This is a genomic window from Serratia sp. 14-2641, assembly GCF_001692375.1.
In the GTDB taxonomy this organism is placed as follows: Bacteria; Pseudomonadota; Gammaproteobacteria; order Enterobacterales; family Enterobacteriaceae; genus Chania; species Chania fonticola_C.
Genome location: NZ_LXKR01000009.1, coordinates 16,416 through 36,337, shown reverse-complemented (window position 1 = coordinate 36,337; position 19,922 = coordinate 16,416). Strand labels below are relative to the sequence as shown.

The window sequence follows — 19,922 nt, the reverse complement described above, 5'->3', positions numbered from 1 at the left end:
ATGCTTCCTGCCTTTACAACTGGACGCCGGAGAACGACATAAAGCCCAATGCCATCAATCCGGTGGTAATAAAGGTAATGCCCAGGCCACGCAACCCGGCTGGCACATCGGCATACTTCAGTTTTTCACGGATCCCCGCCATGGCAACAATCGCCAACATCCAGCCGGTGCCGGAGCCGAAGCCATACACCACGGATTCCATAAAGTTGTAATCACGCTGCACCATGAACGACACGCCGCCGAAAATGGCACAGTTCACAGTGATCAACGGCAGGAAGATCCCAAGAGCGTTGTAGAGCGCCGGGAAGAAGCGATCGAGGATCATCTCCAGGATCTGCACCAGCGCCGCAATCACGCCGATAAAGGTGATGAAGTTGAGGAAGCTCAGATCAACGCCTTCCACCAGCGCCCCGTCACGCAGGATCAGGTTATAGACCAGGTTGTTGACCGGTACCGAGATCCCCAGCACCAGCGTCACGGCAATCCCCAAGCCAAACGAGGTCGAGACCTTCTTCGACACCGCCAGGAAGGTACACATCCCCAGGAAGAACGCCAGCGCCATGTTCTCAACGAACACCGCACGCACAAACAGGCTGATATAGTGAGCCATCGGCGGTTACTCCTTTTCTATCTGCGCTGGCTTGAAGGCACGTAGCCCCCAAATCAGCAGGCCGATGATAAAGAACGCACTCGGCGCCAGCAGGAACAGGCCGTTGGGCTGATACCAGCCACCGTTCTGCACCGTTTCCAGCACCGTGATGCCAAACAGCTTGCCCGAGCCGACCAGCTCGCGCAGGAAGCCCACCAGGATCAGGATCACGCCATAGCCCAGGCCGTTGCCGATACCGTCCATAAAGCTCTCAATCGGCGGCGACTTCATGGCATACGCCTCGGCGCGGCCCATCACGATACAGTTGGTGATGATCAGCCCGACGAACACCGAAAGCTGTTTGGAGATTTCAAACGCATAGGCACGCAGCAACTGATCGACCACGATCACCAGCGAGGCGATGATCGTCATCTGCACGATGATGCGCACGCTGTTGGGGATATGGTGGCGGATCAGCGAAATAAAGAAGCTGGAAAACGCGGTGACCAGGGTGACCGCAATCGTCATCACCACCGCCGTTTCCAGCTTGGTGGTCACCGCCAGCGCCGAACAGACGCCAAGCACCTGCAGCGCGATCGGGTTATTGTCAAACAGCGGCCCCAACAGGACCCGTTTAACCTCTTTGGAATCAGCCATTTTTCAGCGCTCCTTCACGGACTTTCTGCAGGAATGGGCCAAAGCCGTACTCGCCCAACCAGAAATTAAACGTATGCTGTACGCCGTTTGCGGTCAGCGTCGCGCCGGACAGGCCATCCACACCGTGGATATCACCTTGCCGCGCTCCGCCCTTCACAATGCGGATAGCCGGGTTGCCGTTGTCATCAAACAGCTGCTTGCCGATCCACTGCACGCGCCAGCTGGCGTTCTGGATCTCGCCGCCCAGGCCCGGGGTTTCGCCGTGCTGGTAGAAACTCAACCCGCGTACCGTATTGCCATCGGCATCCAGCGCAACAAAGGCGTACATCATCGACCATAGACCAGTGCCGTAAACCGGCAGCACAATCTTGTCCACCGCGCCGCTTTCGTCGCGCACCAGGTAGATTTCCGCCTGATTGCTACGGCGGCGGATACCGGCCAGATCCTGCTCGCCGGTCAACGCCCGGCTCTTGGCATCGCTGCGTAGCGCGGCGGCCAGATCGAAGGCGGCCGCATCGCCAGGCACAAACTCGCCGCTGTCCAAATCCAGCAAACGCGGTTCGATGCGCTTGCTAAAGGTGGCTTTCACCTGTTCGCCAGTCATTCCCGGTTGCAGTAAACCGGCTACGTCCAGGATGTTGCGCTGCTTGTCCAGCAACCGCTGTTCTTGCTGCCTGGATTGCAGCCCAACGGCAGAACCTGCGACCACCACAGAACACACCAGACACAGCAGCAGCACTACCAGCAGCGTTTTGCCAATGCTGTCATTTTTAGATTCATTCGCCACGTGCTTTTCTCCGCTTGATGTTAGCCTGCACCACCAGGTAATCGAACAGCGGTGCGAACAGGTTGGCGAACAGGATCGCCAGCATCATGCCTTCCGGATAGGCCGGGTTGACCACCCGGATCAGCACGCACATCACGCCGATCAGGATGCCGTACCACCACTTCCCTTTGTTGGTAAACGAGGCGGAAACCGGGTCGGTAGCCATAAACACCATACCGAAGGCAAAGCCGCCCAGCACCAGATGCCAGTACCAAGGCATGGCAAACATCGGATTGGTGGTAGAGCCGATGGCATTGAACAGATATGCCGTGGCGATCATGCCGATCATCACACCGGCCACAATGCGCCAGGAGGCGACACGGCCAAACAGGATAATCGCCCCGCCTAGCAGGATCATCAGGGTTGAGACTTCCCCGATCGAACCAGGGATGTTACCGATAAATGCATCCATCCAACTGATGGATTGGCCGGTAGTGACGTTGGTCAGGCTGTGAACTCCGCCGACGCTCCATTGCGCCAACGGAGTCGCACCGGAAAAGCCGTCTGCCGCCGTCCACACCAGATCGCCAGAAATCTGCGCCGGATAGGCAAAGAACAGGAAGGCTCGCCCCGCCAACGCCGGGTTGAGGAAGTTACGCCCGGTACCGCCAAAGATCTCCTTGGCGACCACGACACCAAAGCTGATGCCCAGCGCGGCCTGCCATAACGGCAGGGTTGGTGGCACAATCAGGGCGAACAGAATGGAGGTAACGAAGAAGCCTTCGTTGATCTCATGTTTGCGCACCATCGCAAACACCACTTCCCAGAAGCCACCCACCAGGAATACCACGGCGTAGATCGGCACGAAGTAGGTCGCACCGAGCACCATCTTGCTGATCCAGCCAGCATCGGCGCCGAGCGTTGCCCCCAGCATCTGAGCCAGCCAGTAATGCCAGTCCCCCGCCAGCACCTGTTGCAGCTGATCGCCGCTGTACAGATGGTGCAATGCAGGAATGGTCTGCTGCCCAACGTTATACATGCCCCAGAACATGGCGGGGAATACCGCCAACCACACCAGGATCATCATGCGTTTCAGATCGATGGCATCACGAACGTGCGAAGCCCCGCGCGTTACTGTGCCTGGGGTATAGAACACCGTCGCCGTCGCTTCAAACAGCGGGTACCACTTTTCCAGCTTGCCACCCGGCGTGAAGTGATGCTCAATCTTGTCAAAAAAATTCTTCAGGCCCATCGGTTATCCTTCCTGCTCAATCTTGGTCAGCACTTCGCGCAGCACCGGGCCATATTCATACTTGCCGGGGCAAACGAAGGTACACAACGCCAGATCTTCTTCATCCAGCTCCAGACAGCCCAGCGCCTGGGCACTGTCCGTATCGCCCGCCAGCAGATCGCGCAGCAGATGGGTCGGCAGAATATCCAGCGGCATCACCCGCTCGTAATTGCCGATCGGTACCATCGAACGCTCACCGCCGTTGGTGGTGGTGGAGAAAGCGAACAGCTTGTGCTTGAGGAAATGGCCCAGCGTGGTGCGGGTGATGGAGAACTTGTCCGATGCCGGAGCAATCCAGCCAAACAGCTCTTTCTCCCGGCCTTCCAGCAATACCGACACCTGGTTGTGGAAACGGCCAAGCCAGGCACTCGGGCCGCTGGCATGGAAGCCACTCAGCACCGAGCCGGAAATCACACGGTTCTCACCGGCCTTCAGGCGGCCCGCTGTCAGTTGATCCAGGCTAGCCCCCAAACGGGTGCGCAGCAGCACCGGTTGTTCCACCTGTGGCCCCGCCAGAGCGACCACGCGCCGGGTATCCAGCTTGCCGGTAGTAAATAGGGTGCCGATGGCGATCACATCCTGATAACCGATATGCCAAACGGTTTTCGTCAGGCTGACCGGCTCCAGGAAGTGAATATGCGTGCCCACCAGCCCCGCAGGGTGCGGGCCAGCAAACTCGCTGTAATCAATCTGCGATCCAGCAGCCGTATCCAGCCGCGTACCCGCTGCGTGGCAGACGCGTACCTTGCCGTCTGTGAGGCGTGCCAATACCGTCAGCCCGGCATTAAATGCCGCCAATTGCTCGTTGATAATCACCAACGGATCCGCTGCCAGCGGCTGGGTATCGATAGCGCTGACGAAAATAGCGCGCGGTGAGGTACCTGGACGGGGGGTTTTGCTAAATGGGCGAGTACGCAGTGCGGTCCACAGGCCGCTGGCGATCAGATCGCTTTCAACCTGCTGGCGCTCCAACATCGGCAAATCGGCCTGCTGATAATAGGCCAGTTCCACCTGATCTTCGCCGCCGTTGTCGATGTCAATCACCACCGATTGCAACATGCGGCGTTCGCCGCGATTGATAGCGGCGATCTGCCCGCTGGCCGGTGCCGTGAAGAAAACCCCAGGGTTCTTCTTGTCTTCAAACAGCGCCTGGCCTTTTTTAACGCGATCGCCAACCTGTACCAACATGGAGGGGCGCATACCAACATATTCCTGGCCGAGCAGCGCCACTTGCGTGACCGCTGGGCCATCCTGGATCGCCTGCGAAGGCGCCCCAGCGATTGGCAGATCTAACCCTTTTTTTATTTTGATCATAGGATTTATACGATGTTTTGAATTTTCACACGCCCAACCAACCCAGAGGCAGGCACAAAGCATGCAGGATGATGAGGTGGCCCTAGCCCCCTCCGGATGAACACGATGACCTCATGCCCAACTTGAATATTCACACTGGCCGACGACATCCAGACCAATGATTAAGCCAATACCGCATATTGTTAAAACATTGCTATCAACGATGGCAGAATTGTTGCTATTTCACACAATATCCCTGTACTGATTACCGATTAATAACGATGCAGCATGGGCAAGATATTAACATTTTCGACAGAATTTTTCCGTGCTATCTAGTGACCTGAGTCGAGGAAATGCAATTAAATACCTGTTATCTCTTGACACTACTCGTTAAAAACGTGGGTTCATTTCACTTTTACCGAAGATTGTAGTTTTTTTATACACTTCGCATATTGCTAAAAAACAACACGCTGGTAATCTGACGGGGTTAAATACGAAATCTCGTCAGTGGCATGCTGGCTACATTAGTTTTTATCCCCCTATGAATTTCAAGCTGCAGCTAGGCGACTAGCTTGTTCATCCCCAGGAGCTTACTTAGGTAAGTGACTGGGGTGAGCAAGCGCAGGTAACAACGCTGCAGCTTGAAAGGCGGCGGGGATATGCCAGCAAATAAATATAAGCAGGATAAATTAAGAATGAGCAAAATCGCGCTGTTGTTTGCGATGCTATTTTGTACGCCGCTGATCACGGCGTGCAGCGCCAGTGAGCCAGCCCCGGCTCCCCAGTCCCCTTTGGTTGCACAGCAGTTATTAGGTTCACCGGTCTATATCCAGATATTCAAAGAAGAGCGCAAGCTGGAGTTGTACGCCAAGATGGGTAACGAATTCCGCCTGGTGAATAGCTTCTCTATCTGTAACTTCTCCGGTGGTCTTGGCCCGAAGCGCCGTGAAGGGGATTTTAAAAGCCCGGAAGGCTTTTATAGCGTCGACACCCGCCATCTGAAACCAGACAGCAAATATTATCGCGCCATCAATATCGGTTTCCCTAATGATTACGATAAAGCACAGGGATATTCCGGTGCCTATCTGATGATCCACGGGGAATGCAAATCGATTGGTTGCTACGCGATGACCAACGCCTATATGGACGATATCTATCGCTACGTTGAAGCGGCATTTGCCCACGGGCAAAGCCGGGTGGACATCAGCATTTATCCGTTCCGCATGACCGAACAGAACCTGCAACGCCACCGTTCTTCAACCTACATCAGCTTCTGGCGTCAGTTGAAACCGGGGTATGACTACTTCGTCAAAAACCGCCAGCCACCGATGGTTAGCGTGGCCAATGGCCAATATGTGATGGCACAGCCGGTCATGAATAGCGCCCAGCCGACTCAATATGCCTCAACGCTTGAGACGAACACCAACCCGTTCGCCCGTAGCCAGCCGCTCACCGTAGTGAAATAACGCAAACTCGCCTGGTGCTATCTTGTGCCAGGTTTCATTGCCCGTCAGCGGTTGGGTTGCAATGACCGTGACCACGTCATCCGGCGTGGTCTGCCGCTGAAAATCAATCTCTACATCCTGATCGAGCAAGGTGGCTTTGCCAAACGGTGCTCGCCGGGTGATCCAGTAAAGATTGGTGGAGCAATAGGCCATCACAAAGCGCCCATCTGACAACAGCATATTGAACACCCCTTTCTCTCTGAGCCGATCGGCCAATAACGCTATATAGCGAAACACGGCTGGCCAGTTGCTGGGAGTGCGAGGGTATTTCAGCGCCAACTGATGTAACAGCCAGCAGAAGGCATATTCACTGTCGGTTTGCCCTACCGGACGGAAGTTGCCGGTCGCCAGTTGGCGATAGCCTTTCAGTTGCCCATTGTGAGCGTAAGTCCAGTTGCGGCCCCACAGTTCACGGGTAAAGGGATGGGTATTTTCCAGCGCCACTTCACCGCGATTAGCCTGGCGGATGTGGGAGACCACGGCACAGGACTTGATCGGGTATTCCTGCACCAGGCGGGCAATAGGTGAATTAAAGCTGGGTTGGGGATCCTTGAATGTGCGACAACCGTTACCTTCATAGAAGGTAATGCCCCAGCCATCTTTATGTGGCCCGGTTCGGCCACCGCGCTGTACCAGCCCGGTAAAGCTAAAGCAGATGTCGGTTGGTACGTTGGCGCTCATCCCGAGCAGTTCACACATCGATTGCCACCCCTTGAGGACTACTGACATTGGTATAAGGGCGCAGCTTGATGCCACGCCCTATATTTAATGCTGATCTCGCCGTTAAGCCTTAACCATCTCTTTTTCGATCAACAGGATCAAGATGTGGATCGCTTTGATATGGATTTCCTGGATACGGTCGGCGTAGCCAAAGTGCGGCACGCGGATTTCCACGTCGGCGCTACCGGCCATTTTGCCACCGTCTTTGCCGGTCAGGGTGATCACTTTCATCCCCTTGGCACGGGCCGCCTCAATGGCTTTGATGATATTGCCAGAGTTGCCGGAGGTAGAGATCCCCAACAGCACGTCGCCTTCGCGGCCTACGGATTCCACATAGCGGGAAAACACGTATTCATAGCCAAAATCGTTGCTGACGCAGGACAGATGGCTAACGTCAGAAATCGCGATGGCCGGATAGCCCGGGCGATTCTCACGGTAGCGGCCAGTCAGCTCTTCCGCGAAGTGCATCGCATCACAATGCGAGCCACCGTTACCGCAGGAGATCACTTTCCCGCCGGCTTTAAAGGAATCCGCCAGCAGCACTGCCGCGCGTTGGATGGTATCAATGTTGGCATCATCGCTGAGGAATTTCGCCAAAGTATCAGCCGCTTCATTCAGTTCACTGCGAATTAAATCGTGGTACATAGAGATCGCCTCTTGTTTTGCGGTGGCATCGTCAATCTTTCGTCTCGCAGTGTAACGGATTGCAGAAAAACCTAGAAGCGTTGCGACGCAAACAGCGCTAGTGTGAACCGACCCGGCGATTTTTTGACAATTGATGCTGTCAGTTTGTGACTTAAGTTGTAATTAAAGTGTAAATACATTGATAAAAAAATGGGTATGGACTAAAACCATTAGATATACACAACAGGTCAGACCTCTTACTACTTCGGAGCTTCTTATGATGGTTCTTAGTATCGTTGTTTTACTCGCACTCATTGGTGTGGTGTTTTATCACCGAGTGAACCTGGCTCTCAGCAGTCTGCTGCTGTTGGCCTTTACGGCGGCCATGGGCGCTATCGGCCTTTGGACTTACTGGATGCTGGTACCGCTGGCAATCGTGCTACTGCCGCTGAACATCGTTTCGCTGCGCCGCTCGCTGCTTTCTGCCCCTGCACTGCGCGCCTTCCGCAAAGTGATGCCGCCAATGTCCACCACGGAAAAAGAAGCCATCGATGCCGGGACCACCTGGTGGGAAGGCGATCTGTTCCGCGGCCAACCGGATTGGAACAAGCTGCACAACTATCCGCAGCCTAAGCTGACGGAAGAAGAGCAAGCCTTTATCGATGGCCCGGTAGAAGAAGCCTGCCGCATGGCCAATGACTTCGAGATCACCCATGAGCTGGCCGATCTGCCGCCGGAGCTGTGGGCCTATCTGAAAGAACACCGCTTCTTTGCGATGATCATCAAAAAAGAGTACGGCGGGCTGGAATTCTCCCCTTATGCTCAGGCCCGCGTCCTGCAAAAGCTGGCGGGTGTCTCAGGTATTCTGGCGATCACCGTCGGCGTGCCCAACTCCCTCGGCCCAGGCGAGCTGCTGCAACATTACGGCACTGAAGAGCAGAAAGATCACTATCTGCCAGGCCTGGCGCGCGGCGACGAAATTCCTTGCTTCGCACTGACCAGCCCAGAAGCGGGTTCCGACGCCGGGGCCATCCCGGACGTAGGCACCGTGTGTATGGGCGAATGGCAAGGCAAACAGGTGCTGGGCATGCGCCTGACCTGGAACAAGCGCTACATTACCCTGGCGCCGATTGCCACCGTGCTGGGGCTGGCCTTCAAGCTGCATGACCCAAGCCGCCTGCTGAGCGATAACGAATCCCCTGGCATCACCTGTGCGTTGATCCCAACCAACACCCCAGGGGTAGAGATCGGTAACCGTCACTTCCCGCTCAACGTGCCGTTCCAGAATGGCCCAACCCGCGGCAACGACGTATTCGTGCCGATCGATTACATCATTGGCGGGCCAAAAATGGCCGGTCAAGGCTGGCGGATGCTGGTTGAATGTTTGTCGGTTGGCCGTGGTATCACTCTGCCGTCCAACTCCACCGGCAGCCTGAAATCGGTGGCTTTGGCGACCGGCGCTTACGCCCATATTCGCCGCCAGTTCAAAATCTCTATCGGTAAGATGGAAGGGATTGAAGAACCGCTGGCACGTATTGCCGGTAATACCTACGTGATGGACGCCGCCGCGTCGCTGATCACCTATGCGTTGATGCAGGGCGAAAAGCCTGCGGTGCTGTCCGCCATCGTCAAATACCATTGTACCCACCGTGGCCAGCAGGCCATCATTGATGCGATGGATATCACCGGCGGTAAAGGCATCATGCTGGGTGAAGCCAACTTCCTGGCCCGTGCCTACCAGGGCGCGCCAATCGCCATCACGGTAGAGGGTGCCAATATCCTGACCCGCACCATGATGATCTTCGGCCAGGGGGCGATCCGCTGCCATCCTTATGTACTGACCGAAATGGCCGCTGCCCAGAGCAACGATCTGCACAGCTTCGACCAGGCGCTGTTTGGCCACCTCGGCCACGTCGGCAGCAGCAAAATGCGCAGCCTGTGGCTCGGCCTGACCAATGGCCGCACCAGCAGCACGCCAACCAAAGACGCTACGCGCCGCTACTATCAGCAGCTCAACCGTCTGAGCGCCAACCTGGCGTTGCTGTCTGACGTTTCCATGGGCGTGCTGGGCGGTAGCCTGAAGCGCCGCGAGCGTATCTCTGCCCGCCTGGGTGACGTGCTGAGCCAGATGTACCTGGCCTCGGCTACGCTGAAACGCTTTGAAGATGAAGGGCGTCAGAAAGAAGATCTGCCACTGGTTCACTGGGGCGTACAAGACAGCCTGAACCAGGCAGAGCAAGCGCTGGACGACCTGCTGCGCAACTTCCCGAACCGCTTTATCGCCGGGGTGATGCGCCTGGTGGTGTTCCCATTCGGCCGCGTGCATACCGCACCTTCGGATAAGCTGGACCACCAGTTGGCGAAGATTATCCAACAGCCTTCGGCCACCCGTAGCCGCCTTGGCCGTGGCCAATACCTGACGCCAAGCGAGCATAACCCGGTTGGCCTGCTGGAAGCCGCGTTGCTGGACGTGATTGCCGCAGAACCTATCCACCAGCGCCTGTGCAAGCAAGCCGGTAAGAACCTGCCGTTCACCCGTCTGGATCGTCTGGCACAGCGTGCACTGGATGAAGGCAAAATCAGCGCCGACGAAGCCAAGATCCTGGTGAAAGCGGAAGAGAGCCGTCTGCGTTCAATCAACGTTGATGACTTTGCGCCAGACGCGCTGGCGGCGCAGCAGCCGGTAAAGCCAGTAAAGCTGGAAAAACGCCAGAAGCAGACTGAAGCTGCATAACGTTCAGCGGCCGTAAATGCCAAAGGGGCGATACCGTTAAGGATCGCCCCTTTTTCATTGCAGATTCAGATTGGCTCAACCATGTTGGCGGATACGCGCCAGCAAGGCATCAATATGTTCTATGTGCTGCGCATTGACGATCAACGCGCGGCCGAGATTGAGGGCATTACGCTGACATTCGACACGCATTTCCGCATCGGTGATGCTGTCCAGATCGGCCACGTGCGCCAGCCCGATAGTACGGCGTATCAGCTCCGTACCGCAGTAACCCACCGCATCTGTCCATACCTGTTGCAGGAACTGTTCGGCATAGCCCGGCAGTGCCAGCGTTGCGTCACGGCTATGTTGATGGCACAACGCCAGAAAGCGATCGGCAAAGATCAGCCACAGTTCACGCACATCCTGCAACCGCTGCTCACGCCCGGCCGCCGCATCACGCGGGCCGAACAACCCAGGTAACCCACAATAGTTCAGCAGCAGATTACCCAGCGCAGTGCCAATATCGAAGCCGATCGGCCCGTAGAAGCCAAACTCGGCGTCGATCGCCTTCAACTTGCCTTCAGCTACAAATATCGATCCGCTGTGAATATCACCGTGCAGCAAAGCCTCAGCCTTGCTCAGGAAGCGATGTTTCAGCCCGGCCACCGCCAACTTCAGCGCCGCGTCATCACGCAGTGCCAGCACCTGAGGCAACAGCGCCTCATCAAACTGATTACGCTCATGATCCTGGTAAGGATCGCTGAAAAACAGATCTTCGGTGATCTGGCACAGCTCCGGGTTGGTGAAACGGCTGACTTCTGCCTTTTTCAGCTGTGCGGTCTGGTAAAAATCAGAGGTGTGGAACAGAGTTTGCGCCAGGTATTCTGCCAGTTGCCCGGCGGCCAGCGGATAGTAGCGCCCCTTCACAAGCTCGCTGCGCCAGATGTGATGATCAGAGAGATCTTCCTGCACCATCACCGCCAGCTCAGGATCGTGATGCAGCACCTGCACCGTGTGGCGTGGGCACAACGCCCCGTGGATCAGCAGCGTTTCCGCTTCGATACGCGCCCGATCCAGCGTCAACGGCCAGGATTCCCCCACGCAACGTACATACGGCAGCGCCTGTTTGACAACCACCCGGCTGACGCCGTCAGCATCACGGATTTTAAAAACCAGGTTCAGATTGCCATCACCGATCTCATCGGCACTTACCAGCGCCTGTGGATCGGCCAGTTGCCCATATTGGCGCGCGTATTCAACGGCATCGGCAGCAGTAAACGTACGATATTGTGACATCCCCCAACCCCTCTGTTCTTTCCCATAGCGATGATTTTTTATTTTTAGCCGCAAAAGCGTTTGGACGTCTATACATCCGGATGTCATGTTGGCAGAATGGGTTCACAGATGCAATAAGAAACACACAAGGATTTAACCACTGATGCAAGCACTTAACACCACCAGCCTGAGCCTGCAAGACAGCCGCCTCCAAATCCTCGACCAGCAAGCTTTGCCGCAGGAAAAGTGCTGGCTGCCCTGCGACAGCGTGGACGAATTAGTTGGGCATATCCGCGCCCTGCGGGTGCGTGGCGCACCGTTGATCGGGCTATCTGCCAGCCTGCTGCTCGCCCTGTTGGCCGAGCGTGGCCTGTCGCAGGCTGAGCTGGAGCAGGCATTACAGACACTTCGCGCCTCACGCCCGACCGCGGTGAACCTGATGAACAATCTGGCTCGTATGAAGCAGGCTTTGGCTCAGCCGGATTGGGTGAGCGCAATGACCGAGGAAGCGCTACGCCTGGTTGAGGAGGATCGAACCCTGTGCGATCGCATCGCCGATAACGGTGCTGAGTGGGTGAAGCCGGGCAGTCGCCTGCTCACCCATTGCAACACCGGGGGACTGGCGACGGCGGGCGTGGGCACGGCAATTGGCGTTCTGCTTCGTGCACATCAGCAAGGCAAGATCGCCCAGGTTTGGGTCGATGAAACTCGTCCGTTGCTGCAAGGGGGCCGCCTTACCGCCTGGGAACTGGGCGAACTGGGCATTCCTTACCGCTTGATCTGCGATTCCATGGCTGCCAGCCTGATGGCTACGGGCCAGGTCGATGCCGTCTGGGTAGGTGCAGACCGCATTGCGGCCAACGGTGACGTGGCCAATAAAATCGGCACTTACAGCCTGGCGGTGCTGGCTCATTACCACCGTATTCCGTTTTACGTGGCCGCCCCACATACCACGCACGATCCTCATTGCCCCAACGGCGCAGCCATTCCTATCGAACAGCGCGCGGCCGAAGAAATCACCGGCGTCAGCGGCAGCTTTGGTTCCTGTCAGTGGGCACCGCTCAATGCGCCAACCTACAACCCGGCATTTGATGTGACTCCTGCGGCGCTAATCAGCGGCTGGGTGTTGGATAGCGGCGTCATTACGCCAGAGCAGGTTGCCGACGGGATTTTCCAGCGCGCATTGGGATAACTTTTTGCCCCCTCACCCCAACCCTCTCCCACAGGGAGAGGGAGCTGCCCGGAGCGCGTGGTTGGATCGTGCAACTTCGGAAAGTTGGGAGCAAGAACAACGAGGATGGCAGTAGAATGCAGAAAAATCAGCGAGCTCGATCGGTCCCCTCTCCTTGTCGGAGAGGGTTAAGGTGAGGGGATTCAATCTAGCTTTGGATATGCCTCGGCAATATTGTCGCCGGTGAAATGGGCCACCCAACCTTCCGGATTATCAAAGACGCGGATAGCGGTGAAGTTGGGGGCCGAGCCCATATCAAACCAGTGGCGAGTATTGGCTGGCACCGAAATCAGATCGTTTTTCTCACACAGGATTTGGAAGATTTTCCCTTCCAGATGCAGGCAAAACAGCCCCGCACCTTCGACAAAGAAGCGCACCTCATCCTCGCCATGGGTATGTTCGGCCAGGAATTTTTCCCGCAGCACTTCACGCTGGGGGTTGTCAGGACGCATGCTGATCACATCCCAGCTCTGGTAGCCCTTTTCCGCCACCAGCCGGTCGATCTCATGCTGATAGGCGGCGATCACCGCTTCTGGCTGCGGGTTCTCGCCCAACTCGCGATCGGCCTGCCAACGCTCAAAACGCACGCCAATTTGCGCCAACTGCTGCTGGATAGCCTGCGCATCCTGGCTCTGCCATAACGGCTGCTGCGGCTCTTTATCGCTAAAAATGGTCAATCCACTCATTAGACAAACTCCCCTAACTCGATGTGATCAAAACGCTTAACCTGCCGGTGTTGGCTTTGCAGATCGGCGGCGTCACGGATCAGTTGGCACGTATGCCAGCCCGCTAGCCGTGCCGCGTCCAGCTCCTGATGGATATCGGAAAGGAACAGCAGCTCAGTTGGCTCCAGACCGATAGCTTGGGCAATATTGTGGTATGACGCGATTTCACGCTTGGCCCCCACGTGCGTATCAAAGTAACCGCTGAACCGCGGTTGCAGATCTCCCGCATCGCTGTAACCAAACAGCAGCTTTTGCGCTTCAACCGAACCGGAGGAATAGACGTACAGCTTCAGCCCTTGCTGCTGCCAGGCGGCCAGTTGTTCCGCCACCTCCGGGTAGAGATGCCCCTGGAAATCGCCGTTCAGGTAGCCGCTACGCCAGATAATGCCCTGCAAGGCCTTCAGCGCGGTCGATTTGCGATCTTCATCCATAAAACGATAAAGCGTGGTAATAAGCAGCTCATTATCGGCATCGGGTTGCGCAATCTCTGCACGCAATGCCGCCAGCGGAGCCGCAACTTCGGCGTCGTTGGCATGGCTGCGTATAAACTCCCCTAGTCGCTCACGGGCATAGGGGAACAGCACCTGATGCACAAAACGGATATCGCTGGTGGTACCTTCAATATCGGTGACGATGGCGCGGATCATTTTGCCTCCAGTAAACGGCGTTGCAGTTCGCACTGGAACAGGAACTCCAGCCCTTCAAGGTGGCGGCGCGCTTCCTCCACCTGTTTGCCCCAGCAATACAAGCCGTGGCCGCGCACCAGAAAACCGTACTGCAAGGGCGTTACCTCGGCAAATGCGGCCACACGCGCAACCAGCGCCGGAATATCCTGGTCGTTATCAAAAATGGGGATGCTGACGCTGTCGAGATGGCTCTTCTGACCGCTGAGGGATTTCTGCATTTCATACCCTTGCAGCACCAGTGCTTCACTTTTCTCCACGCGGGAAAGCACGGTGGCATTGACCGAATGGGTATGCAGGATGGCACCGACGGTGGGATAGAGGCGGTAGATCAGCGTGTGCAGGCCGGTTTCCGCCGAAGGCGTGCGGCCGCTGGGGACATGGTTGTTTGCCGTTTCCACCAGCAATAAATCCTGTTCGCTCAGGCTGCCTTTGTCTTTACCGGACTCGGTCACCAGGCAATGTTGGGTATCAAGGCGCAGCGACATATTACCGCCGGTCGCCGGACACCAGCCTTTCTCACCGATCCAGTGGCAGGCGGCCAATAGGGCAGATAATTGCGGGTTTTCCATCATTCTCTCTATTTCCTGGCAGGTAGCTTTTGGCGATTGATTGAATGTGACTCACTTATCCTCTAAGAATTTCAAGTTGTAGTTAGGTGACGAGGATAGACGTCTATACGTCTTGATTGCCAAATATTAACACCGTGTTATATTGTTCGCAACATAAGCGCCAGGAGAAATAGCCTGATATGAGCACCGCACCTATCCCAGCCAGCAAGTTACCTGACCTCGGCACCACCATCTTTACCCAGATGAGCGCCTTGGCGCAGCAGCATCAGGCGATCAACCTGTCGCAGGGCTTCCCGGATTTTGATGGCCCGGAGTATTTAAAGCAGCGCCTGAACTGGCACGTCAGCCAGGGGGCAAACCAATACGCACCGATGACGGGCGCAGCGCCGTTACGTGAGGCCATTGCGGAAAAAACCGCTCAGCTCTACGGCTGGCAGCCCGATGCCAATAGTGAAGTGACCGTCACTGCGGGTGCGACAGAGGCGTTGTTCGCTGCGATCAGCGCCCTGGTACGCTCCGGCGATGAAGTGATTTGCTTCGACCCAAGCTACGACAGCTATGCCCCGGTGGTGCAGCTTTCCGGCGGCGTTCTGAAACGCATTGCCCTACAGCCGCCAGCCTTCAAGGTAGATTGGCAACGGTTCGCCGAACAGCTTTCACCGCACACACGGCTGGTGATCCTTAATACTCCGCAGAATCCCTCCGCCACGGCCTGGTCGGCAGAGGATATGCAGCAGCTATGGGCTGCCATCGCCGATCGGGAAATCTATATTCTGAGCGATGAGGTTTACGAGCATATCTGCTTTGCCAAAGGGGGACACGCCAGCGTGCTGGCCCATCCACAACTGCGTCAGCGGGCGATTGCCGTTTCCTCGTTTGGTAAAACCTTCCATATGACCGGCTGGAAAGTGGGTTACTGTGTAGCTCCGGCAGCGTTGAGCGCGGAGGTGCGCAAGGTTCACCAATATCTGACGTTCTCAGTCAACACCCCGGCCCAGTTGGCCTTGGCCGATATGCTGCGCAACGAGCCGGAACACTGGCAGCAGCTACCCGCGTTCTACCGTGCCAAGCGCGATCGCTTTGTGCAGGCGTTAGCTGACAGCAGGCTGGAAATCCTGCCCTGCGAAGGCACCTATTTCTTACTGGCCGATTACAGTGCCATTTCCGATCTGGATGACGTCGCTTTCTGCCATTGGCTAACCGAGCACGCAGGCGTCGCGGCGATCCCGCTGTCCGTTTTCTGTGCCGATCCTTTTCCCCATAAACTGATCCGGCTGTGCTTCGCGAAGCAAGATGCCACTCTGGATGCCGCTGCGGAGCGCCTATGTCGACTCTAAAAATTACCCTGTTGCAGCAACCGCTGGTCTGGCGCCAAGGTGAGGCCAACCTTCGCCATTTCGATGCCTTGTTGCCCTCGATTAGCGGCCGCGATCTGATTGTGCTGCCGGAAATGTTTACCACCGGCTTTGCTATGGATGCCGGGGAAAGCGCACTGCCTGAACAACAGGTAATAGACTGGTTACATACCTGGGCAGTGAAAACCAACGCCTTGGTGGGTGGCAGCGTAGCGTTGAAAACTGCCGAAGGGGCGGTTAACCGTTTCCTGCTGGTGGAGCCCGGCGGCAAGGTACATGGCTATGATAAACGCCATCTGTTCCGCATGGCCGGTGAACACCAACACTATCAGGCTGGGAAACAGCGCACCATTTTTGAATGGCGCGGCTGGCGTATCCTGCCGCAGATCTGTTATGACCTGCGCTTCCCGGTGTGGTCACGCTATCAGCAGGATTACGATCTGGCCCTGTACGTAGCCAACTGGCCGGCGGCGCGCAGCATGCACTGGCAAACGCTGCTGGCGGCGCGGGCGATTGAAAACCAGATTTACGTGGCGGGTTGCAACCGCGTGGGCGAGGACGGCAATGGCCTGAATTACAGCGGTGACAGCCTGATTATCAGCCCGCAAGGGGAAAGGTTGGCCAGCGTAGAACCTGGCCAGGCGGCGAGGCTGGATGCCGAGCTTTCGCTGGAAATGCTGCAAACCTACCGCGCCGCGTTCCCAGCCTGGCGTGATGCGGATGGCTTCCAACTGCACGATTGAGTCAATGCCCCCCCAAACCTCCCAAGGAGCTATCTCTTGATCAGATCTCCTGATCAAGAGACTTCGCCAGTTTATACCCTTCGACGATATCCTGAAGCTTGAATCATCCCTCCCACATCACTACCCATCCTGCTCGTCCCGTTCGTTTACTGTCATACCAACGCCCCAGCTTCGCCAGATTCAGGCACGCCCACTTCAGACTCGGCGGCATCTTCGGCAAGGTTTTGCCTTCCTGTTCACCCACAGCAACTTCCATTCAACTGGAGTCAGTACCCGTTCACAGCTTTCATTGAGCGTCTCTTCACTCAACCCGCCCTGGCGTAACGCCAACACCCGGACCGCTATAAAGTTCAGGATGACGATCATTCGCTCCAGATTATTTCGCGTTTGCATCCGTAGCTGTTCCACCTGCGTTCCACCGTTTTTCCACGCTTTATGATATTCCTCTATCAGCCAGCGACGTTCGTGGTAACTGATAATCACCCGGACTTCTTCCGCTGAAGTGACTTTTTCTGATGTCTGCAGGTGCCAGCACGCTCCGTTTTCTACTTCTTCACGACAGCAGATATACGTCAGCGGGACGGTATTTTGCTGGCGTTGAGTATAGTCAGCGCTGCTGTGTTGGCACCACTTCGATCAATGGCCACTACCGCAGATTCTCCGTAGTGTCGAATGACCTTACGAAAGAAGCACAACGTCGCTGCAGATCAATTTACCATCTCCGTATTTTTGCAACAGTGCGCGTTTGCTGACTTATTTTCGTTAATGCAACAGGGCCATTTAGACGCTTCCAGCGTAGAACCCCTTATAGAAAGGCATCTTTGGTGAGCAGCTCTTTGAATAACGACTTCTCCGCCGTAATAATGTCTGTGCGCCGTTTATCATCAATAAGCCAGTTCAGACCGGCATCAGACAAATCAATGGCTGTACCGTCCGGCGAGATCACTTTACCGGCAAAAATCATCTGCTGGTACAACTGGGCAATCCCACCGACTCGGGTGTAATCAGCTACAAAGCTTTGATCGACCATAGCACCTTGCTCTAATAAACAACCAGCGCCAATGATCGCGGGCCCTCTGATTGTCACTCCAGGCTGTATTTCAGTACTGCTGCCAATATAGACCGGCCCTTCAATATCCAGGTTGGCAAAATCGGCTTTAACGTTCAGCCCGCACCAAATTTGCGGCGCAACCTGAATGCCCGGCATCGGATAATCAGGTAGCTCCCGATTAAGGATCATGCGGTTTACATGCCAGAAGTCCTGCAATGAGCCAATATCTACCCATTGGAATGGCAAGACAATGCCGTAGAAAGGAACATCTAATTCAGCAAGTTTAGGGAACAACTGGCTACCAATGTCATATTCAACACCGTCGGGAATATAATTGAATATCTCGGGTTCAAACACATAGATACCCGTATTGGCATTGTTTGATAACGCCTCTTCTGCTTTAGGTTTTTCCTGAAACTGACTGACTCGGCCTTGGTCATTGGTGACGACAATCCCGTACTTACTTACTTGATCGGCTGGAACAGGGCGCATGATAAGGGTGGCGACACTTTTTCTGGCCCGATGAAAAGCCAATACCTGATCAAAATCCACATCAATTAATGCGTCACCACACACCACGACAAAAGTGTCATCAAAAAAGCCCGAGAAATTTTGGATGTGCTTCATTCCACCGGCGGAACCCAGCACGTTATCAACAAAGGTATTACCTTCCATCACCCCTTCGTAGGAGTAACCCATTTCCACGCCCCAGGCATGGCCATCGCGAAAATAATTCTCGATATCTGCGGAAAGGTAGCTTGTATTGACCATTAACTGATTAAATCCATACTCTCTTAAATGCTCAACGATCGACTCCATAATCGGCTTGCGAATTAATGGGATCATTGGTTTTGGCAATATGGTGGTCAACGGTCTGGCTCTGGTTCCTTTACCTGCGGCAAGAATCATGGCTTTCATAATGAACATTCCTTTTTAATCAATGAGATGATTATCAGATTTGCTGTAATGCGATGCTTTTATCAGCGCCGATGGTAAATATTTTATCCATCCGGGTTAACTTGAACATACTGTGGATATTGTTGTTCAGTGAGCAGACCGCGAGTTCACCTTTTCCATGTAAGGATTTCAAAAGAGAGACCAGAGTGCCTAAAAAACTGCTGTCGATGAAATCGACCTGACCGAAGTCCAGTAAAATATGGTGAGTCCCCTGCGCAATCATGGCTTGTATGTCTTCCTTAAACTGAGTGGAAACCGATGCATCCAAACGCCTGTCCAAAAGAGTGACAACCAAGACATTGCCAATTGACTGAGTTTCAAAGTTCATTCTTTCTTCCTTACAATACCGTTGGGAGGGGAAAACAGCTATTACGTTAGCTCACCAGTAAAGAAATATCGTTATTCAATGCCACAGTTCCATACCGAGTATCACTGTGCTGTTCATCTGTTTGTGTTGGATATCAATAATGTAATGGTCGTTGTATTTTCCGCAAACGTAACATAGGACGAAGATATAACCGCGCCAAGCGGCCAGCAGTTTTGCTGTCACCGGTGAGCCATCCTCTATTTGCTAATCAGAAGGTGAAGACTTTTCGCGAGGAGTTTCTAGCATCAGCGGGGTCCCTCCATGTTACATTGTCGCGATTGGCGTTCATTCAGCAAAGCATCCAGCGCAGGCCATAAACATCGTGATAACCAATATTCCTGAGCACTCCCTGTGCAAACTTTTGACTATCAATTACGGTATTAAGCGTAGCACAGAGTTCAGGACCTTCAATTCGTGACCCAGATGGGGTTTGATGCAGCCCCAGTGGAAGCGAAGCTTGCGATTTGACAATACAATTTCCTAACCATGAACGTAGCGCATCTAAGGTGCGAGCACGCTGACGCCGAGGCTCTTTTCCCATGCCCTGCCACCCTCGATACTCTTGAGAGCATGGAAAAGGCTATCGCCATAGCGACTACGCTTGCGAATGATACGATGCCCCAGGAAGATAAATCCATCATTGACATGGGTGATCCTGGTATTGTCCAGGTTCTGCCTCAGTTTCAGGCTGTCTTCTAGCACGCGCCGGCATTCTTCCCTGATGGCCTCCGCCTGTGCTTTACTGCCTTTGACTATGAGGACAAAGTCATCCGCATATGAGCCCCCTTTGAGGCCAGCGTGATCC

18 protein-coding genes and 3 pseudogenes are annotated in these 19,922 nt (G+C 55.2%); 5 read left to right on the top strand and 16 right to left on the bottom strand.

The window, feature by feature from the left end; genetic code table 11:
* Positions 1-13: 13 nt before the first annotated feature.
* The 5 genes from nqrE to A6U95_RS05985 are packed head-to-tail and all read right to left on the bottom strand — an operon-like array spanning position 14 to position 4,617.
* Positions 14-610, bottom strand: a complete 597-nt coding sequence (gene nqrE / locus A6U95_RS06005; RefSeq protein ID WP_021181925.1) for an NADH:ubiquinone reductase (Na(+)-transporting) subunit E — start codon at positions 608-610, stop codon at positions 14-16.
* A 6-nt stretch (positions 611-616) separates the two neighbouring features.
* Complete coding sequence (locus A6U95_RS06000; RefSeq protein ID WP_065683844.1) at positions 617-1,246, bottom strand: NADH:ubiquinone reductase (Na(+)-transporting) subunit D; 630 nt, start codon at positions 1,244-1,246, stop codon at positions 617-619.
* Complete coding sequence (locus tag A6U95_RS05995) at positions 1,239-2,033, bottom strand: Na(+)-translocating NADH-quinone reductase subunit C (RefSeq protein ID WP_065683843.1); 795 nt, start codon at positions 2,031-2,033, stop codon at positions 1,239-1,241. The genes A6U95_RS06000 and A6U95_RS05995 overlap by 8 nt, the downstream gene beginning before the upstream one ends.
* Complete coding sequence (locus A6U95_RS05990) at positions 2,023-3,264, bottom strand: NADH:ubiquinone reductase (Na(+)-transporting) subunit B (RefSeq protein WP_065683842.1); 1,242 nt, start codon at positions 3,262-3,264, stop codon at positions 2,023-2,025. Before A6U95_RS05990 ends, A6U95_RS05995 begins: the two co-directional genes overlap by 11 nt.
* Before the next feature lie 3 nt (positions 3,265-3,267).
* Complete coding sequence (locus tag A6U95_RS05985; RefSeq protein WP_065683841.1) at positions 3,268-4,617, bottom strand: Na(+)-translocating NADH-quinone reductase subunit A; 1,350 nt, start codon at positions 4,615-4,617, stop codon at positions 3,268-3,270.
* A gap of 674 nt (positions 4,618-5,291) precedes the next feature.
* On the opposite strand from A6U95_RS05985, the gene dpaA reads away from it, so the two are divergent.
* Positions 5,292-6,062 carry a peptidoglycan meso-diaminopimelic acid protein amidase gene (dpaA, locus tag A6U95_RS05980; protein WP_065683840.1) on the top strand — a complete coding sequence of 257 codons (771 nt, stop codon included), beginning with the start codon at positions 5,292-5,294 and terminating at the stop codon, positions 6,060-6,062.
* Here dpaA and A6U95_RS05975 read toward each other — a convergent pair.
* Both A6U95_RS05975 and lpcA read right to left on the bottom strand, forming a co-directional pair.
* Complete coding sequence (locus A6U95_RS05975) at positions 6,000-6,800, bottom strand: class II glutamine amidotransferase (protein WP_024528984.1); 801 nt, start codon at positions 6,798-6,800, stop codon at positions 6,000-6,002. The genes dpaA and A6U95_RS05975 overlap by 63 nt on opposite strands.
* An 84-nt stretch (positions 6,801-6,884) precedes the next feature.
* The gene (lpcA, locus tag A6U95_RS05970; RefSeq protein WP_021181931.1) at positions 6,885-7,466 is read right to left on the bottom strand and encodes a D-sedoheptulose 7-phosphate isomerase; all 582 of its coding nucleotides are present in this window, start codon (positions 7,464-7,466) and stop codon (positions 6,885-6,887) included.
* Between the two features lie 256 nt (positions 7,467-7,722).
* Here lpcA and fadE point away from each other — a divergent pair, with 256 nt between their 5' ends.
* The gene (gene fadE, locus A6U95_RS05965; RefSeq protein ID WP_065683839.1) at positions 7,723-10,179 is read left to right on the top strand and encodes an acyl-CoA dehydrogenase FadE; all 2,457 of its coding nucleotides are present in this window, start codon (positions 7,723-7,725) and stop codon (positions 10,177-10,179) included.
* A gap of 75 nt (positions 10,180-10,254) precedes the next feature.
* Here fadE and mtnK read toward each other — a convergent pair whose 3' ends face one another.
* Positions 10,255-11,454: an S-methyl-5-thioribose kinase gene (mtnK, locus tag A6U95_RS05960; protein WP_065683838.1), complete on the bottom strand. Its 1,200-nt coding sequence runs from the start codon at positions 11,452-11,454 to the stop codon at positions 10,255-10,257.
* Between the two features lie 142 nt (positions 11,455-11,596).
* Between mtnK and mtnA the strand changes: the two genes are divergently transcribed.
* Positions 11,597-12,625 carry an S-methyl-5-thioribose-1-phosphate isomerase gene (gene mtnA / locus A6U95_RS05955; RefSeq protein WP_065683837.1) on the top strand — a complete coding sequence of 343 codons (1,029 nt, stop codon included), beginning with the start codon at positions 11,597-11,599 and terminating at the stop codon, positions 12,623-12,625.
* A 182-nt stretch (positions 12,626-12,807) separates the two neighbouring features.
* On the opposite strand, the gene A6U95_RS05950 is transcribed toward mtnA, so the two are convergent.
* From A6U95_RS05950 to A6U95_RS05940, 3 genes are read right to left on the bottom strand one after another with little or no spacing between them, the layout of a single operon-like run.
* Positions 12,808-13,350 (bottom strand): acireductone dioxygenase, encoded by a 543-nt coding sequence (locus tag A6U95_RS05950; RefSeq protein WP_065683836.1) that lies wholly within the window; start codon positions 13,348-13,350, stop codon positions 12,808-12,810.
* On the bottom strand, positions 13,350-14,036 hold the full coding sequence (gene mtnC / locus A6U95_RS05945) for an acireductone synthase (protein ID WP_065683835.1): 687 nt from the start codon (positions 14,034-14,036) through the stop codon (positions 13,350-13,352). Before mtnC ends, A6U95_RS05950 begins: the two co-directional genes overlap by 1 nt.
* Positions 14,033-14,647, bottom strand: a complete 615-nt coding sequence (locus A6U95_RS05940; protein WP_065683834.1) for a methylthioribulose 1-phosphate dehydratase — start codon at positions 14,645-14,647, stop codon at positions 14,033-14,035. Before A6U95_RS05940 ends, mtnC begins: the two co-directional genes overlap by 4 nt.
* Positions 14,648-14,823: 176 nt before the next feature.
* On the opposite strand from A6U95_RS05940, the gene A6U95_RS05935 reads away from it, so the two are divergent.
* Both A6U95_RS05935 and A6U95_RS05930 read left to right on the top strand, forming a co-directional pair.
* Positions 14,824-15,981: a pyridoxal phosphate-dependent aminotransferase gene (locus A6U95_RS05935; RefSeq protein WP_065683833.1), complete on the top strand. Its 1,158-nt coding sequence runs from the start codon at positions 14,824-14,826 to the stop codon at positions 15,979-15,981.
* Entirely contained in the window at positions 15,969-16,742 is a 774-nt protein-coding gene (locus A6U95_RS05930; RefSeq protein ID WP_065683832.1) for an amidohydrolase, read from the top strand. The genes A6U95_RS05935 and A6U95_RS05930 overlap by 13 nt, the downstream gene beginning before the upstream one ends.
* 40 nt (positions 16,743-16,782) lie before the next feature.
* On the opposite strand, the pseudogene A6U95_RS29630 reads toward A6U95_RS05930, so the two are convergent.
* From A6U95_RS29630 to A6U95_RS05915, 5 genes and pseudogenes are all read right to left on the bottom strand, one after another.
* Positions 16,783-17,324: pseudogene (locus A6U95_RS29630) on the bottom strand (IS4 family transposase); the annotation flags it as partial.
* A 5-nt stretch (positions 17,325-17,329) separates the two neighbouring features.
* Positions 17,330-17,446: pseudogene (locus A6U95_RS31180) on the bottom strand (IS6 family transposase); the annotation flags it as partial.
* A 101-nt stretch (positions 17,447-17,547) separates the two neighbouring features.
* Entirely contained in the window at positions 17,548-18,711 is a 1,164-nt protein-coding gene (locus A6U95_RS05925; RefSeq protein ID WP_065683831.1) for an NDP-sugar synthase, read from the bottom strand.
* 34 nt (positions 18,712-18,745) lie between these two features.
* On the bottom strand, positions 18,746-19,078 hold the full coding sequence (locus A6U95_RS05920; RefSeq protein ID WP_065683830.1) for an STAS domain-containing protein: 333 nt from the start codon (positions 19,076-19,078) through the stop codon (positions 18,746-18,748).
* A 621-nt stretch (positions 19,079-19,699) separates the two neighbouring features.
* A pseudogene (locus A6U95_RS05915) lies at positions 19,700-19,894 on the bottom strand (group II intron reverse transcriptase/maturase); the annotation flags it as partial.
* Positions 19,895-19,922 lie beyond the last annotated feature (28 nt).

What these genes read in the sequence shown, in the direction of transcription:
- lpcA (WP_021181931.1), bottom strand. Translation starts at nt 7,466, where the DNA reads ATGTACCACGATTTAATTCGCAGTGAACTGAATGAAGCGGCTGATACT.
- A6U95_RS05975 (WP_024528984.1), bottom strand. Translation starts at nt 6,800, where the DNA reads ATGTGTGAACTGCTCGGGATGAGCGCCAACGTACCAACCGACATCTGC.
- A6U95_RS05925 (WP_065683831.1), bottom strand. Translation starts at nt 18,711, where the DNA reads ATGAAAGCCATGATTCTTGCCGCAGGTAAAGGAACCAGAGCCAGACCG.
- mtnC (WP_065683835.1), bottom strand. Translation starts at nt 14,036, where the DNA reads ATGATCCGCGCCATCGTCACCGATATTGAAGGTACCACCAGCGATATC.
- A6U95_RS05930 (WP_065683832.1), top strand. Translation starts at nt 15,969, where the DNA reads ATGTCGACTCTAAAAATTACCCTGTTGCAGCAACCGCTGGTCTGGCGC.
- mtnK (WP_065683838.1), bottom strand. Translation starts at nt 11,454, where the DNA reads ATGTCACAATATCGTACGTTTACTGCTGCCGATGCCGTTGAATACGCG.
- fadE (WP_065683839.1), top strand. Translation starts at nt 7,723, where the DNA reads ATGATGGTTCTTAGTATCGTTGTTTTACTCGCACTCATTGGTGTGGTG.
- A6U95_RS05950 (WP_065683836.1), bottom strand. Translation starts at nt 13,350, where the DNA reads ATGAGTGGATTGACCATTTTTAGCGATAAAGAGCCGCAGCAGCCGTTA.
- A6U95_RS05920 (WP_065683830.1), bottom strand. Translation starts at nt 19,078, where the DNA reads ATGAACTTTGAAACTCAGTCAATTGGCAATGTCTTGGTTGTCACTCTT.
- A6U95_RS05985 (WP_065683841.1), bottom strand. Translation starts at nt 4,617, where the DNA reads ATGATCAAAATAAAAAAAGGGTTAGATCTGCCAATCGCTGGGGCGCCT.
- mtnA (WP_065683837.1), top strand. Translation starts at nt 11,597, where the DNA reads ATGCAAGCACTTAACACCACCAGCCTGAGCCTGCAAGACAGCCGCCTC.
- A6U95_RS05990 (WP_065683842.1), bottom strand. Translation starts at nt 3,264, where the DNA reads ATGGGCCTGAAGAATTTTTTTGACAAGATTGAGCATCACTTCACGCCG.
- A6U95_RS05940 (WP_065683834.1), bottom strand. Translation starts at nt 14,647, where the DNA reads ATGATGGAAAACCCGCAATTATCTGCCCTATTGGCCGCCTGCCACTGG.
- A6U95_RS05935 (WP_065683833.1), top strand. Translation starts at nt 14,824, where the DNA reads ATGAGCACCGCACCTATCCCAGCCAGCAAGTTACCTGACCTCGGCACC.
- A6U95_RS06000 (WP_065683844.1), bottom strand. Translation starts at nt 1,246, where the DNA reads ATGGCTGATTCCAAAGAGGTTAAACGGGTCCTGTTGGGGCCGCTGTTT.
- dpaA (WP_065683840.1), top strand. Translation starts at nt 5,292, where the DNA reads ATGAGCAAAATCGCGCTGTTGTTTGCGATGCTATTTTGTACGCCGCTG.
- nqrE (WP_021181925.1), bottom strand. Translation starts at nt 610, where the DNA reads ATGGCTCACTATATCAGCCTGTTTGTGCGTGCGGTGTTCGTTGAGAAC.